The following is a 12795-nucleotide window of genomic DNA, read 5'->3' as shown; positions in this document are numbered from 1 at the left end:
GCATGGCAAAACTTGCACTGATTAACCGCGAACAGAAGCGTGCAGACCTGGTGGAGAAATTCGCCGCAAAGCGTGCAGCTCTGAAAGCGATCATCGACGACCAGTCGAAGACCGAAGAAGAACGTTATGAAGCGCGCCTGAAGTTGCAGGCACTGCCGCGTAACTCGGCGCCGACCCGCCAGCGTAACCGCTGCGCGATCACCGGCCGCCCACGTGGCACGTTCCGTAAGTTCGGCCTCGCCCGTACCAAACTCCGCGAATTCGCCATGCGTGGCGAAATCCCGGGTATGACCAAAGCCAGCTGGTAATAGGAGAATATGCAATGAGTATGAGCGATCCTATCGCCGATATGCTGACCCGCATTCGCAACGCACAAACTGTTCAGAAAACCACGGTCGCAATGCCGTCGTCGAAAGTCAAGGTTGCCATTGCCAACGTCCTCAAGGACGAGGGTTACATTGAAGATTTCGCCGTGTCCACCGAAGGTGGCAAGTCGGAACTGAAAATCGGTTTGAAGTATTACACCGGCCGTCCGGTTATCGAGCGCATCGAGCGCGTGTCCCGTCCTGGCCTGCGTGTCTACAAAGGCAAAGACGAGATCCCAACCGTGATGAACGGTCTGGGCGTGGCCATTGTGTCGACCCCGCAAGGCGTGATGACTGACCGCAAAGCCCGCGCCACCGGCGTCGGCGGCGAAGTTATCTGCTACGTGGCTTAAGGAGTAGACGATGTCTCGAGTAGCTAAGATGCCAATCGCTGTTCCAGCAGGCGCCGAAGTGGCGATCACTGCAGCGGCGATCACGGTCAAAGGCCCCCTGGGCACCCTGGTCCAGCCGTTGAACGGCCAGGTCAAGGTAGAAAACAACAATGGCACGCTGACGTTCGACGTGGTGGACGATTCCCGTGAATCGAACGCCATGTCGGGTACCCTGCGTGCCCTGGTCAACAACATGGTGACCGGCGTGACCAAGGGCTTCGAGAAGAAGCTGAACCTGGTCGGCGTGGGCTACAAGGCAGCAGTGCAGGGCAACGCCCTGAACCTGTCCCTGGGCTTCTCGCACCCGGTGCTGCACGCGATGCCTGAAGGCATCACCGCGGTGACCCCGACCCCGACCGAAATCCTGATCAAGGGTATCGATCGTCAAAAGGTTGGTCAGGTTGCTGCAGAAGTGCGCGCTTACCGCTCCCCTGAGCCTTACAAGGGCAAGGGCGTCCGTTATTCGGACGAAGTGGTCAAGCTTAAAGAAACCAAGAAGAAATAATCGGAGCTGACGATGGACAAGAAAGAATCGCGTCTACGCCGCGGACGCCAAACCCGCATCAAGATCGCGCAGCTGGGCGTGAACCGTTTGTCGGTTCACCGCACCAACCTGCACATCTATGCGAACCTGATCAGCCCGGATGCGAAGGTCCTGGTTTCGGCTTCGACGCTGGAAGCAGATGTGCGCGCCGAACTGGCGGGCCAGACCGGCAAGGGCGGCAACGCCGCCGCCGCTGCCCTGGTTGGCAAGCGCGTCGCAGAGAAAGCACTGCAAGCAGGGATCACCGAAGTAGCGTTCGACCGCTCCGGTTTCCGTTACCACGGCCGTGTGAAGGCGCTGGCTGAAGCCGCGCGTGAAGCCGGTCTGAAGTTCTAAGGAAGAATCGTCATGGCAAAAATGCAAGCGAAAATGGCAAGCGACAAGCCGGATGATGGCATGCGCGAAAAAATGATCGCGATCAACCGCGTGACCAAAGTGGTCAAGGGTGGTCGTATCATGGGTTTTGCAGCGCTGACCGTTGTCGGTGACGGCGATGGCCGCATCGGCATGGGTAAGGGCAAGTCGAAGGAAGTTCCAGTCGGCGTGCAAAAGGCAATGGAAGAAGCCCGTCGCAACCTGATCAAGGTGCCCCTCAAGAACGGTACCCTGCATCACACCGTTACCGGTCGTCACGGCGCCTCGCGCGTCATGATGTCGCCAGCCAAGCCTGGTACCGGCGTCATCGCCGGTGGCGCAATGCGCGCCATCTTCGAGGTGATGGGCGTGACCGACGTGGTCGCCAAGTCGACCGGTTCGTCGAATCCGTACAACCTGGTGCGCGCTACCCTCGACGGCCTGTCGAAGATGAGCACCGCGTCCGACATCGCCGCCAAGCGTGGCAAGTCGGTCGAAGACATCCTCGGTTAAGGTGAAGACAATGGCAAACACCATCAAAGTACAACTGGTCAAGGGCTTGATCGGCACCCGTCAGGACCACCGCGCTACCGTGCGTGGTCTGGGTCTGCGCCGCGTCAACTCGGTCTCCGAGTTGCAGGACACCCCGTCGGTGCGTGGCATGATCAACAAAGTCTCGTACCTCGTCAAAGTAGTCGCGTAAGCCTGCGGGCTTGCGTAACGGAGAAAACAATGGAATTGAATACCATTCAACCAGCGGACGGCGCCAAGCACTACAAGCGTCGCGTCGGCCGCGGTATCGGCTCCGGCCTGGGCAAGACCGCCGGTCGCGGTCACAAGGGTCAGAAGTCGCGTTCGGGCGGTTTCCACAAGGTCGGCTTCGAAGGCGGTCAGATGCCTCTGCAGCGCCGTCTGCCGAAGCGCGGTTTCAAGTCGCTCAACGCCACCTTCAAGGCGGAAGTGCGTCTGTCGGACCTGAACAACCTGGCCGTCGGCGATGTCGACATCCTGGTGCTCAAGCAAGCAGGCATCCTGCCGGTGGTGGCGCGCGACGTGCGCGTCATCCTGTCGGGCGAGATCACCAAAGCGGTGAACCTCAAGGGCCTGAAGGCGACGGCGGGCGCGAAAGCGGCCATCGAAGCAGCTGGCGGTTCGGTCGCTTAAAGCGACTGTCCCTGATCGGAGCAAAAATTGGCGACTAATTCACAACTTGGTAAAAGCGCCGCTGCCGGCTTCCCCTGGGGTCGACTGTGGTTTTTGCTTGGCGCATTGGTCGTGTACCGCCTCGGTGCTCACGTCCCGGTCCCCGGGATCGACCCGGTCCAGCTGGCGGCACTGTTCAAGCAGAACGCCAGCGGCATCCTGGGCATGTTCAACATGTTCTCGGGTGGCGCTCTCGAGCGCTTCACGGTGTTCGCTCTCGGGATCATGCCCTATATTTCGGCTTCGATCATCATGCAGCTGGGGTCGATCGTCTCGCCGCAGCTGGAAGCGCTGAAGAAGGAAGGCGAAGCAGGGCGCCGCAAGATCACCCAGTACACCCGTTACTTCACGGTGGCACTGGCGCTGTTCCAGGCGTTCGGCATCGCCGTCGCGCTCGAAGCCCAGCCGGGCCTCGTGATCGATCCAGGCTTGGGCTTCCGCTTCGTCACGGTCGTGACCCTCTTGACCGGCACCATGTTCCTCATGTGGCTGGGCGAGCAGATTACCGAACGTGGCCTCGGCAACGGCATTTCGATCATTATTTTCGCCGGTATCGCAGCCGGTCTGCCGTCGGCGCTCGGTGGCCTGTTCACCCTGGTCTCTAACGGTTCGATCAGCAGCATCGCCGCGATCATTATCGTCATCCTGGTGGTTGCGGTTACCTATGCAGTCGTGTTCGTTGAACGCGGTCAGCGCAAGATTCTCGTGAATTACGCCAAGCGCCAGGTCGGCAACAAGGTGTACGGTGGCCAGACCAGCCACCTGCCCCTGAAGCTGAACATGGCCGGCGTGATCCCGCCGATCTTCGCCTCCTCGATCATCCTGTTCCCGGCGACGATCGTCGACTGGTACACGCGTGGCAAGGACTCCAGCGGCCCGTTCATCGGGTTCCTGAAAGACCTGGCTGCCTCGCTGACGACCGGTGAGCCGATCCACGCGTTGCTGTATGCGGTGGCGATCGTGTTTTTCTGCTTCTTCTATACCGCGCTGGTGTTCAACAGCAAGGAAACGGCGGACAACTTGAAGAAAAGCGGTGCGTTTGTCCCGGGCATCCGTCCTGGCGACCAGACCGCCCGCTATATCGACAAGATCCTGATGCGCCTGACCCTCGCTGGTGCCGTGTACATCACCCTCGTGTGCCTGGTGCCGGAGTTCCTGCAGTCGTTCTGGAAAGTTCCTTTCTATTTCGGCGGCACGTCGCTCCTGATCATCGTGGTGGTAACGATGGATTTCATGGCACAAGTACAGAACTACGTCATGTCGCAGCAATATGAATCGCTGCTGCGCAAGGCGAATTTCAAGGGCGGAATTCCGACGCGATAAGCGGGGAGCGCAGAAAACGAATGGCAAAAGACGACGTCATCCAAATGCAGGGTGAGATTCTCGAGAATCTCCCGAATGCGACATTTCGCGTAAAGCTGGAAAACGGGCATGTGGTCCTGGGGCATATCTCGGGTAAAATGCGGATGAACTATATCCGCATCCTCCCGGGCGACAAGGTCACGGTTGAATTGACGCCGTATGACTTGTCCCGGGCGCGCATCGTATTCCGCACCAAGTAAAAAAATCCAAGTAAACTCACCAGGAAGAGAGTGCAAAATGAAAGTTAATGCTTCAGTCAAGCGGATCTGCCGCAACTGCAAGATCATCAAGCGCAAGGGCGTGGTCCGTGTGATCTGCGTCGAGCCGCGTCACAAGCAGCGTCAAGGTTAAGAGGAATAACGAATGGCACGTATTGCAGGGGTTAACATCCCAAATCATCAGCACACTGTTATCGGCCTGACGGCGATCTACGGTGTTGGCCGCCCGCGCTCGCAGAAAATCTGCGATGCGACCGGTATCGCGACCAACAAGAAGGTCAAGGACCTCGACGATAACGAACTCGAGAAGCTGCGTGACGAAGTCGCGAAGTTTGTCGTGGAAGGCGATCTGCGCCGCGAACTGTCCATGAACATCAAGCGTCTGATGGATCTGGGCTGCTACCGCGGCATGCGTCACCGTAAGGGTCTGCCAGTGCGCGGTCAGCGTACCCGCACCAATGCACGTACCCGCAAAGGTCCGCGCAAGGCCGCTCAATCGCTGAAGAAATAATCTAGGAACCGACCATGGCCAAGCAACAAAGCAGCGCAGCAGCAGCGCGCGTCCGCAAGAAAGTCAAGAAGAACGTGGCTGAGGGCATCGCCCACGTCCACGCTTCGTTCAACAACACCATCATCACGATCACCGATCGCCAGGGCAACGCCCTGTCGTGGGCGACGTCGGGCGGCGCAGGCTTCAAAGGCTCGCGCAAGTCGACCCCGTTCGCGGCGCAGGTCGCTGCTGAAGCAGCCGGCAAGGTCGCTCAGGAAAGTGGCGTGAAAAACCTGGAAGTGCGTATCAAGGGCCCAGGCCCAGGCCGCGAGTCGGCTGTCCGCGCCCTGAACAACCTCGGCATCAAGATCACCGAGATCCAGGACGTGACGCCAGTGCCGCACAACGGCTGCCGTCCTCCAAAGCGTCGCCGTATCTAAATTCGGCGGGCCGCATCGGCGGCCCTGCCGCTTGACCTACGCGCCGCAAGCAATAAAGGCCGGTGCAGTTGCCCGAATTCGGGTATACTGCCCGGCTGTTGTCGCCTCCGGCTTTCGCTCGGGGGTTTATTCAAGCCACGTCCGCTCTGATCAGGGTCGGACTAGCGCCTGCCGCGTTCGCAAGAATGCCTCTGGGGCGTGATTACTACATTAAGGAATTCAACGTGGCACGTTATATCGGACCAAAAGCAAAACTGTCGCGCCGTGAAGGCACCGACCTGTTCCTCAAGAGCGCACGCCGCTCGCTCGACTCGAAGTGCAAACTGGACGTCAAGCCAGGCCAGCACGGCGTCAAGTCGGGTGCCCGCACCTCGGACTACGGCAACCAGCTGCGCGAAAAGCAGAAGGTCAAGCGCATGTACGGTATCCTCGAGCGCCAGTTCCGCCGCTACTTCGCGGAAGCGTCGCGTAAAAAAGGCAACACCGGCGAGACCCTGCTCAAGCTGCTCGAAGCGCGCCTGGACAACGTGGCCTACCGCATGGGCTTCGGCTCGACCCGCGCCGAAGCGCGCCAGCTGGTGAGCCACAAGGCGTTCACCGTCAACGGCAACGTCGTCAACATCGCGTCGTACTCGGTCAAGACCGGCGACGTCATCGCCGTGCGCGAAAAGGCCAAGAAGCAAGTGCGCATCGTCGAAGCGCTGTCGCTGGCAGAGCAGGTCGGCATGCCGAGCTGGGTGTCGGTCGACGCCAAGAAGATGGAAGGCACCTTCCGTTCCTTCCCGGAGCGTAACGAGATCGCCGCCGACGTCAACGAAGCACTGATCGTCGAACTGTACTCGCGTTAATCGTTGGACAGCAGGGTCACCCGCTCGCTTTGCGAGGGGGTGATTCTGCTTTTTACGTTATCAATTCCAAGAATTCTTACACATGCCATCAGCCTTATCGGTGTAACGAGCCGAGGGTATTGAAGAGGACATTTCATGCAAAATAGTTTGTTGAAGCCACGTATCATCGATGTCGAAGCGCTCGGCGCCGGTCACGCCAAGGTCGTGATGGAGCCGTTCGAGCGTGGCTACGGCCACACGCTGGGCAACGCACTGCGCCGCGTCCTGCTGTCGTCGATGATCGGCTACGCGCCGACCGAAGTCACCATCGCCGGTGTCGTGCACGAGTACTCGTCGCTCGACGGCGTGCAGGAAGACGTCGTCGACCTGCTGCTGAATTTGAAAGGCGTCGTGTTCAAGGTGCACAACCGTGACTCCGTGACCCTGACCCTGAAAAAGGAAGGCGAAGGCGCCGTGCTGGCATCGGACATCGACCTGCCGCATGACGTGGAACTGATCAACCCGGATCACGTGATCGCTCACCTGACCGCCGGTGGCAAGCTTGACATGCAGATCAAGGTCGAAAAAGGCCGTGGTTATGTCCCAGGTAACGTCCGTCGCCTGTCGGAAGACACCAACAAGACGATCGGCCGCATCATCCTGGACGCGTCGTTCTCGCCAGTGCGCCGCGTCTCGTACGCAGTCGAATCGGCGCGCGTCGAACAGCGTACCGACCTGGACAAGCTGATCATCAACATCGAAACCAACGGCGTCATCACCCCGGAAGAGGCGATTCGCCAGTCGGCACGCGTGCTGGTCGACCAGCTCAACGTGTTCGCCGCCCTGGAAGGCACGGAAGCCGCCGCCGAAGCGCCGTCGCGTGCGCCGCTGGTCGATCCGATCCTGCTGCGTCCGGTCGACGACCTGGAACTGACCGTCCGTTCGGCCAACTGCCTGAAGGCGGAAAACATCTACTACATCGGCGACCTGATCCAGCGTTCGGAAAACGAACTGCTCAAGACGCCGAACCTGGGCCGCAAGTCGCTCAACGAAATCAAGGAAGTCCTTGCTTCGCGCGGTTTGACCCTGGGTATGAAGCTGGAAAACTGGCCACCTGCCGGCCTCGAGAAGTAAGAAGTATTCGCCCGAAAGGACACACCGACTTTCGGGTGGGCTCAGCCAAAAAGGACTGGCAAAGCCAGATCCTTTCTGGATGATAAAACCGTAGTCATTAACCCCTATACAACCGGTCCGCGGTCATGCGTCTGCATGAACGATCGAAGAACTGGAATATAAACACTCGAAAGGAATTACCATGCGTCACCGTCACGGCCTTCGCAAGCTGAACCGTACTTCGTCCCACCGTCTCGCCATGCTGCGCAACATGACCGTTTCCCTGCTGCGTCATGAAGCCATCAAGACCACCGTGCCAAAAGCCAAGGAACTGCGTCGCGTCATCGAGCCGATCCTGACCCTGGGCAAGACCGACACGCTGGCCAACAAGCGCCTGGCTTTCGCCCGCCTGCGCGACCGCGAAATGGTCCTGAAGCTGTTCGCTGAACTGGGCCCACGTTACGCCAACCGTAACGGCGGCTACCTGCGCATCCTGAAAATGGGTTTCCGCGTGGGCGACAACGCGCCGATGGCCTATGTCGAACTGCTGGACCGTCCGGAAGTCACCTCGGCCGACGAAGCACCGACCGCTGAGTAATCGCTGCATGCGAACGAAAAAACCAGGCCTCGTGCCTGGTTTTTTTTCGCCTGGACCTCGTGGGCAGGGCGGCGGCCTGCACGAACAGCGCATAGCCGGTGTACCATTCGGCTGCGCCGTATTCACCAAAGGAAGTCATGTTCACCACCCGTTTTCGTCGCGCGCCGGCGCGCCTGCTGGCCGCGCTGACGCTGTTGTTCGCCGCCTGCATGCTGCTGGCCGCGCCCGGCCGCGCCGAGGAATTCCTCGACCCGGCCGTCGCCTTCACCTTCTCCGCGCGCATGGAAGGCGAGCGCACGGCCGTCGTCACCTATGCCATCGCCGACGGCTACTACATGTACCGCGAGCGCTTCAAGTTCAGCGCCAGCGGCGCGACCCTGGGCGCGCCGCAGCTCCCGCCCGGCAAGGTGAAGTACGACCAGACGTTCGAGAAGGATGTCGAGACCTACAAGGGCGCGGTGACGATCCGCATTCCGGTCGAGAGTGCGGGCGCGTTCACCCTGAGCGCGACCAGCCAGGGCTGCGCCGACGCCGGCCTGTGCTATCCGCCGCAGGAACACAGCGCGCGCCTGTCGGTGGGCGGAGCAGCCGCGCCCGGCCTCCCGATCGGCGCCAATGCCGCGCCATCCTCGTCGATCCCGTCGGCGCCGGCTGCGCTGCGCGGGGGACCCGTTGCCGGCATGGCGCAGCCGGCGAATGCTCCCTCCGAGATGGCCGGCATCGACGCCATCCTGCAAGGCGGCCGCCTGCTCGCCATCGTGCCCGCTTTCGCCCTGCTTGGCCTGGGCCTGGCCTTCACTCCGTGCGTGCTGCCGATGGTGCCGATCCTGTCCTCGATCATCGTGGGCGAAGGCGGCAAGGCCAGGCGCTCGCGCGGTTTGCTCCTGTCGGTGACGTATTCGCTGGGCATGGCGATCGTCTACACGGCGCTCGGCGTCGCCGCCGGCCTGATCGGAGAAGGACTCGCCGCCGCCCTGCAAAACCCCTGGGTGCTGGGTGCGTTTGCCCTGCTGATCGTCGCGATGGCGCTGTCGATGTTCGGCTTTTACGAGTTGCAGGTGCCCGCTGCCCTGCAAAGCAGGCTGGCCGGCGCCTCGAACCGCCAGGCCACGGGCAAGCTGGCCGGCGTGTTCGCGATGGGCGCGATCTCGGCCCTGATCGTCGGGCCCTGCGTGGCCGCGCCGCTGGCCGGCGCCCTGGTCTACATCAGCCAGACGCGCGACGTCCTCATCGGCGGCGCCGCGTTGTTTTCGATGGCGGTCGGAATGAGCATTCCGCTGCTGCTGGTCGGCGTGTCGGCCGGCTCGCTGCTGCCGCGCGCGGGGGCGTGGATGGAAGCCGTGAAACGCTTTTTCGGCGTGCTGATGCTGGCGATGGCCTTGTGGCTGGTGTCGCCGGTGCTGCCGCCGCTGCTGCAGATGGCGCTGTGGGCGGCGCTGCTGCTGGGCTACGGCATGTATCTGGTGAGCCGGCGCGGCCATTGGGCGGCGATGGCCTTCGGCGCCGCGTTCGGCATCCTCGGCGCGTTGCAGCTGGTCGGCGCCGCCACCGGCGGGCGCGACCCGCTGGCGCCCCTGGCGCACCTGACCGGCACGGCCAGCCACGGCCTCACCTTCAAGCGCGTCAAGACCGTGGCCGACCTCGACGCGGCCCTGGCGGCGAACCCCGGCAAGACGGCCATGCTCGACTTCTATGCCGACTGGTGCGTCTCGTGCAAGGAAATGGAAAAGCTGACCTTCGTCGATCCGGCGGTGCAGGCCAAGCTGGCCGATACCGTGCTGCTGCAGGTCGACGTTACCGCCAACGACGCGCACGACAAGGCCATGCTGAAGCGGTTTGCGCTGTTCGGCCCGCCGGCCATCATCTTCTTCGACCGCGCGGGTGCGGAGATCCCGGACAGCCGCGTAATCGGCTACCAGAATGCAGCAAAATTCCTTGGCTCGCTGCAGAAGCTGGAGTAGCGAGCCACTGCCGAGTGGACTGCCGGGTCCAGGCGCGACGCCGGAATGGTTTATAAAAAAAAGGGATGCCAGGGCATCCCTTTTTCCTTGAACGTACCGCCTAAACGATTTAGCCCTGCAGCGTCGCGCTGGCATGACCATGATGGCCGCGCTGCTTGCCGCCGAAGCGCGTCGCATGGCTGTCGAGCACCTGCTTCTGCTCCGGCGTCAGCACCGCGTACAGCGTGTTCAGGGCGGCCAGGCGCGCTTCCATGCGCGCCGTGCGCTGCTTCTGGCGCTCGATCCGCCGCTGCAGGCGCTGTGGCGCGGACAGGGCGGCCAGCTGGGCGCGGTCGCCGCCGCGGCCATCCTGGCGCGCGGCCGGCTGGCCGGCGGCCAGGAAGGCGGTAAAGGCCGCTTCCTGCTGCGCCGTCAGCTTGAGCGCGGCTCGCAGCTGGGCGGCGTGCAATGCCTGGCGTTCGGCCCGCCCGGCCTGGCGCCCGGCCTGGTGGGCTGGATGCTGCTCGGCGCCGACGGCGTGGCGGTGGCGGCCGTCCGGCGCCTGCACGGCGGCGGCCTGGGCGATGGCGGTGCCGGCGATGCCGAGCGCGGTCAGGGCAATGAAAAGCTTCTTGTGGATGAGGTGCATGTCAGGTCCTTGTCGGTGTGTGAGCCGGTTGGCGTGCATCTGAACTGCTCGCTGCACGGAACCCATGATCGCCAATAAGTGTAAGCGCAGCATGTCTCCTGCCGCGCAGTTTGTATCAGTTTGTTTCCGCCGTTATTCCATATACATACCGATACAAACGCGCTGTTCATGCCCTGAGTAAGCAAGGATAATTGCAGGCATGGACAATCCATCTACCATCCTCATCGTCGACGACGACCGCGACATCCGCCAGCTGCTGGCCGATTACCTCGAGTCGAACGGCTACCGCGCGCTCGCCGCCGCCGACGGCGTCGCCATGTGGAAGGTCCTGGACGAGGCGCGTCCCGACCTGATCGTGCTCGACCTGAACCTGCCGGGCGATGACGGCCTGACGCTGTGCCGCAAGCTGCGCGCCACGTCCAGCCTGCCGGTGATCATGCTCACGGCCAGGAACGAGCCGCTCGACCGCATCCTGGGCCTGGAGATGGGCGCCGACGACTACCTGCCCAAGCCGTTCGAGCCGCGCGAACTGCTGGCGCGCATCCGCAGCGTGCTGCGCCGCTCGCACGCGATGCCGTCCAACGCCCCGGCCGAGAACGTCCAGCAAATGCGCTTTTCCGGCTGGACCCTGGACCTGACCGCGCGTCACCTGCTCAATCCCGACGGCATGGTGATCATGCTCTCGGGCGCCGAATTCCGCCTGCTGCGCGTGTTCCTGGAACACCCGAACCGTGTCCTGAACCGCGACCAGCTGCTCAACCTCACCCAGGGGCGCGACGCCGATCCCTTCGACCGTTCGATCGACATCCAGATCAGCCGCCTGCGCCAGAAGCTGGGCGAAGACGCGCGCATGCCGCAAATCATCAAGACCGTGCGCAACGGCGGTTATGTGCTGGCCGGCCAGGTGAGCGTGGAGCCGGCAGCGTGAAAGCCTTCCTCGGCTCGATGACGGGCCGTGTCTTTGCGACCTTGCTCCTCGGTATATTGATTTCCGCCGCGCTGACCCAGTGGCTGGCCGATATCGAGCGCAAGCGCGTGCTCGAGCGCCAGCGTGACCAGACCCTGATCGAACGCGCCGAGCAATTGATCATGGCAACCGAAATTGTGCCGGCCTCGGCCCGGCGCGCCTACCTGGCCGTGGCCAACCGCCCCGGCCTGCAGCTCGACGCCGGCCCGCCGCGTGCGCCGGCGCCGCAACCGACGCCGTTCGCCAAGACCCTGTCCGACCGGCTCGGCAAGGATTACCGGATCAGCGCCGCTGTTCCCGCGCCGGCCGCCTGTGCCCATCCGCCGCGCATGCCGCTGCTGTACGGCCTGCTCAGCGCCGAGTGGCGCGGCGCCTGCGAAAGCCTGAACGTGCGCCTGCGCGACGGCGAAGCCTTGCACCTGTCGGTGCTGCCGCCGCGCACCCTGGTCGCGGCCGAGACCGACTACCGCGCCGTGCTGGCGCTGTTTTTCGTCAGCATCGCCACCCTCGCTTACCTGGTGGCGCGCATGACCACGCGGCCGCTCAAGCAGCTGGCGCAGGCCGCGCAAGACCTCGGCAACGACATCAACCGCGCGCCGCTCGACCTGGCTGGCGCGAGCGAAATCCGCCAGGCCAGCGCCGCCTTCAACGCCATGCAGGCGCGCATCCGCCAGTACATTTTCCAGCGTACGCAAATGCTGGCCGCCATCACCCACGACCTGCAGACCCCGCTCACGCGCATGCGCCTGCGCCTGGAAAAAGTGTCCGACCATGAATTGCAGGAACGCCTGATCGGCGACCTGTCGGCGATGCAGGCGATGGTGCGCGAAGGGCTCGAGCTGGCGCGCAGCATGGACGCCACCGAAAGCATGCAACTGCTCGATCTCGATTCGCTGCTGGCATCGAGCTGCGACGATGCCGCCGACGCCAGCCAGGCCGTCACACTGAGCGGGCGCTCGGGCCTGGCGCTGCTGGGCCGCCCGCTCGACCTGCGCCGCTGCCTCGGCAACCTGATCGACAACGCCGTGAAATACGGCCAGCAGGCGCAGGTGACGGTCGAGCGCGTGAACGGCGCGGCGCGCATCCGCGTGCGCGACGCCGGCCCCGGCATTCCGCCCTCGGAGCTGGCGCGCGTCTTCGACCCGTTCTACCGCGTCGAGACCTCGCGCTCGCGCGAATCGGGCGGCACCGGCCTGGGCCTGACGATCGCCCGCAATATCGCCGAACAGCACGGCGGCAGCATCGCCCTGGCCAACCATCCCGAAGGCGGCCTCGAAGTGACACTGATGCTGCCCGAGTACTATCCTGGAAAATAAGGCCGCCATGGCCGCTG

General features: G+C 62.9%; 19 protein-coding genes. 18 read left to right on the top strand and 1 reads right to left on the bottom strand.

The features are described from left to right. The first annotated feature begins 2 nt into the window (after nucleotides 1-2). From rpsN to dsbD, 16 genes are all read left to right on the top strand, one after another. Entirely contained in the window at nucleotides 3-308 is a 306-nt protein-coding gene (gene rpsN / locus ACFPOU_RS17835) for a 30S ribosomal protein S14 (RefSeq protein ID WP_379724230.1), read from the top strand. A gap of 14 nt (nucleotides 309-322) precedes the next feature. Then, nucleotides 323-718, top strand: a complete 396-nt coding sequence (rpsH, locus tag ACFPOU_RS17830) for a 30S ribosomal protein S8 (RefSeq protein ID WP_192056827.1) — start codon at nucleotides 323-325, stop codon at nucleotides 716-718. Nucleotides 719-728: 10 nt separating this feature from the next. Then, nucleotides 729-1262: a 50S ribosomal protein L6 gene (rplF, locus tag ACFPOU_RS17825; protein WP_379724226.1), complete on the top strand. Its 534-nt coding sequence runs from the start codon at nucleotides 729-731 to the stop codon at nucleotides 1260-1262. A 12-nt stretch (nucleotides 1263-1274) separates the two neighbouring features. Next, nucleotides 1275-1637 carry a 50S ribosomal protein L18 gene (gene rplR, locus ACFPOU_RS17820; RefSeq protein ID WP_379724223.1) on the top strand — a complete coding sequence of 121 codons (363 nt, stop codon included), beginning with the start codon at nucleotides 1275-1277 and terminating at the stop codon, nucleotides 1635-1637. Nucleotides 1638-1649: 12 nt separating this feature from the next. Beyond that, nucleotides 1650-2168 carry a 30S ribosomal protein S5 gene (rpsE, locus tag ACFPOU_RS17815; protein ID WP_036208946.1) on the top strand — a complete coding sequence of 173 codons (519 nt, stop codon included), beginning with the start codon at nucleotides 1650-1652 and terminating at the stop codon, nucleotides 2166-2168. A 10-nt stretch (nucleotides 2169-2178) separates the two neighbouring features. Beyond that, on the top strand, nucleotides 2179-2358 hold the full coding sequence (gene rpmD, locus ACFPOU_RS17810) for a 50S ribosomal protein L30 (RefSeq protein ID WP_073222594.1): 180 nt from the start codon (nucleotides 2179-2181) through the stop codon (nucleotides 2356-2358). A 29-nt stretch (nucleotides 2359-2387) separates the two neighbouring features. After that, on the top strand, nucleotides 2388-2819 hold the full coding sequence (rplO, locus tag ACFPOU_RS17805; protein ID WP_159627936.1) for a 50S ribosomal protein L15: 432 nt from the start codon (nucleotides 2388-2390) through the stop codon (nucleotides 2817-2819). A 27-nt stretch (nucleotides 2820-2846) separates the two neighbouring features. Continuing rightward, the gene (gene secY, locus ACFPOU_RS17800) at nucleotides 2847-4181 is read left to right on the top strand and encodes a preprotein translocase subunit SecY (RefSeq protein ID WP_379724218.1); all 1335 of its coding nucleotides are present in this window, start codon (nucleotides 2847-2849) and stop codon (nucleotides 4179-4181) included. 20 nt (nucleotides 4182-4201) lie between these two features. Then, the gene (gene infA, locus ACFPOU_RS17795) at nucleotides 4202-4420 is read left to right on the top strand and encodes a translation initiation factor IF-1 (RefSeq protein ID WP_005663428.1); all 219 of its coding nucleotides are present in this window, start codon (nucleotides 4202-4204) and stop codon (nucleotides 4418-4420) included. A 37-nt stretch (nucleotides 4421-4457) separates the two neighbouring features. Continuing rightward, the gene (gene rpmJ / locus ACFPOU_RS17790; RefSeq protein ID WP_005663407.1) at nucleotides 4458-4571 is read left to right on the top strand and encodes a 50S ribosomal protein L36; all 114 of its coding nucleotides are present in this window, start codon (nucleotides 4458-4460) and stop codon (nucleotides 4569-4571) included. Between the two features lie 12 nt (nucleotides 4572-4583). After that, nucleotides 4584-4949, top strand: a complete 366-nt coding sequence (rpsM, locus tag ACFPOU_RS17785; protein ID WP_056337616.1) for a 30S ribosomal protein S13 — start codon at nucleotides 4584-4586, stop codon at nucleotides 4947-4949. Nucleotides 4950-4963: 14 nt separating this feature from the next. Then, nucleotides 4964-5368 (top strand): 30S ribosomal protein S11, encoded by a 405-nt coding sequence (gene rpsK / locus ACFPOU_RS17780; protein ID WP_005663404.1) that lies wholly within the window; start codon nucleotides 4964-4966, stop codon nucleotides 5366-5368. Nucleotides 5369-5592: 224 nt separating this feature from the next. Beyond that, complete coding sequence (gene rpsD / locus ACFPOU_RS17775; RefSeq protein WP_379724214.1) at nucleotides 5593-6216, top strand: 30S ribosomal protein S4; 624 nt, start codon at nucleotides 5593-5595, stop codon at nucleotides 6214-6216. A 135-nt stretch (nucleotides 6217-6351) separates the two neighbouring features. Beyond that, the gene (locus ACFPOU_RS17770) at nucleotides 6352-7329 is read left to right on the top strand and encodes a DNA-directed RNA polymerase subunit alpha (protein WP_026354946.1); all 978 of its coding nucleotides are present in this window, start codon (nucleotides 6352-6354) and stop codon (nucleotides 7327-7329) included. Between the two features lie 181 nt (nucleotides 7330-7510). Then, entirely contained in the window at nucleotides 7511-7906 is a 396-nt protein-coding gene (gene rplQ / locus ACFPOU_RS17765; RefSeq protein ID WP_379724210.1) for a 50S ribosomal protein L17, read from the top strand. 137 nt (nucleotides 7907-8043) lie between these two features. Next, nucleotides 8044-9867: a protein-disulfide reductase DsbD gene (dsbD, locus tag ACFPOU_RS17760; RefSeq protein ID WP_379724207.1), complete on the top strand. Its 1824-nt coding sequence runs from the start codon at nucleotides 8044-8046 to the stop codon at nucleotides 9865-9867. 109 nt (nucleotides 9868-9976) lie between these two features. Here the strand turns inward: dsbD and ACFPOU_RS17755 are convergent, their stop codons facing one another. Continuing rightward, nucleotides 9977-10495, bottom strand: a complete 519-nt coding sequence (locus tag ACFPOU_RS17755) for a Spy/CpxP family protein refolding chaperone (protein WP_379724204.1) — start codon at nucleotides 10493-10495, stop codon at nucleotides 9977-9979. A gap of 199 nt (nucleotides 10496-10694) precedes the next feature. Between ACFPOU_RS17755 and ACFPOU_RS17750 the strand changes: the two genes are divergently transcribed. Both ACFPOU_RS17750 and ACFPOU_RS17745 read left to right on the top strand, forming a co-directional pair. Further along, nucleotides 10695-11423 carry a response regulator gene (locus ACFPOU_RS17750; RefSeq protein ID WP_379724201.1) on the top strand — a complete coding sequence of 243 codons (729 nt, stop codon included), beginning with the start codon at nucleotides 10695-10697 and terminating at the stop codon, nucleotides 11421-11423. Then, the gene (locus ACFPOU_RS17745) at nucleotides 11420-12778 is read left to right on the top strand and encodes an ATP-binding protein (protein WP_379724198.1); all 1359 of its coding nucleotides are present in this window, start codon (nucleotides 11420-11422) and stop codon (nucleotides 12776-12778) included. The genes ACFPOU_RS17750 and ACFPOU_RS17745 overlap by 4 nt, the downstream gene beginning before the upstream one ends. Nucleotides 12779-12795: the final 17 nt, after the last annotated feature.

It is taken from the genome of Massilia jejuensis (assembly GCF_042656795.1).
GTDB lineage: Bacteria > Pseudomonadota > Gammaproteobacteria > Burkholderiales > Burkholderiaceae_D > Telluria > Telluria jejuensis.
The sequence above is the reverse complement of the archived record's forward strand: the minus strand, read 5'-3'. Positions and strand labels throughout refer to the sequence as shown.

Excerpts from the sequence above, each read along its gene's own strand:
- rpsN (WP_379724230.1), top strand. The coding sequence starts at position 3 with ATGGCAAAACTTGCACTGATTAACCGCGAACAGAAGCGTGCAGACCTG.
- rpsH (WP_192056827.1), top strand. The coding sequence starts at position 323 with ATGAGTATGAGCGATCCTATCGCCGATATGCTGACCCGCATTCGCAAC.
- rplF (WP_379724226.1), top strand. The coding sequence starts at position 729 with ATGTCTCGAGTAGCTAAGATGCCAATCGCTGTTCCAGCAGGCGCCGAA.
- rplR (WP_379724223.1), top strand. The coding sequence starts at position 1,275 with ATGGACAAGAAAGAATCGCGTCTACGCCGCGGACGCCAAACCCGCATC.
- rpsE (WP_036208946.1), top strand. The coding sequence starts at position 1,650 with ATGGCAAAAATGCAAGCGAAAATGGCAAGCGACAAGCCGGATGATGGC.
- rpmD (WP_073222594.1), top strand. The coding sequence starts at position 2,179 with ATGGCAAACACCATCAAAGTACAACTGGTCAAGGGCTTGATCGGCACC.
- rplO (WP_159627936.1), top strand. The coding sequence starts at position 2,388 with ATGGAATTGAATACCATTCAACCAGCGGACGGCGCCAAGCACTACAAG.
- infA (WP_005663428.1), top strand. The coding sequence starts at position 4,202 with ATGGCAAAAGACGACGTCATCCAAATGCAGGGTGAGATTCTCGAGAAT.
- rpmJ (WP_005663407.1), top strand. The coding sequence starts at position 4,458 with ATGAAAGTTAATGCTTCAGTCAAGCGGATCTGCCGCAACTGCAAGATC.
- rpsM (WP_056337616.1), top strand. The coding sequence starts at position 4,584 with ATGGCACGTATTGCAGGGGTTAACATCCCAAATCATCAGCACACTGTT.
- rpsK (WP_005663404.1), top strand. The coding sequence starts at position 4,964 with ATGGCCAAGCAACAAAGCAGCGCAGCAGCAGCGCGCGTCCGCAAGAAA.
- ACFPOU_RS17770 (WP_026354946.1), top strand. The coding sequence starts at position 6,352 with ATGCAAAATAGTTTGTTGAAGCCACGTATCATCGATGTCGAAGCGCTC.
- rplQ (WP_379724210.1), top strand. The coding sequence starts at position 7,511 with ATGCGTCACCGTCACGGCCTTCGCAAGCTGAACCGTACTTCGTCCCAC.
- dsbD (WP_379724207.1), top strand. The coding sequence starts at position 8,044 with ATGTTCACCACCCGTTTTCGTCGCGCGCCGGCGCGCCTGCTGGCCGCG.
- ACFPOU_RS17755 (WP_379724204.1), bottom strand. The coding sequence starts at position 10,495 with ATGCACCTCATCCACAAGAAGCTTTTCATTGCCCTGACCGCGCTCGGC.
- ACFPOU_RS17750 (WP_379724201.1), top strand. The coding sequence starts at position 10,695 with ATGGACAATCCATCTACCATCCTCATCGTCGACGACGACCGCGACATC.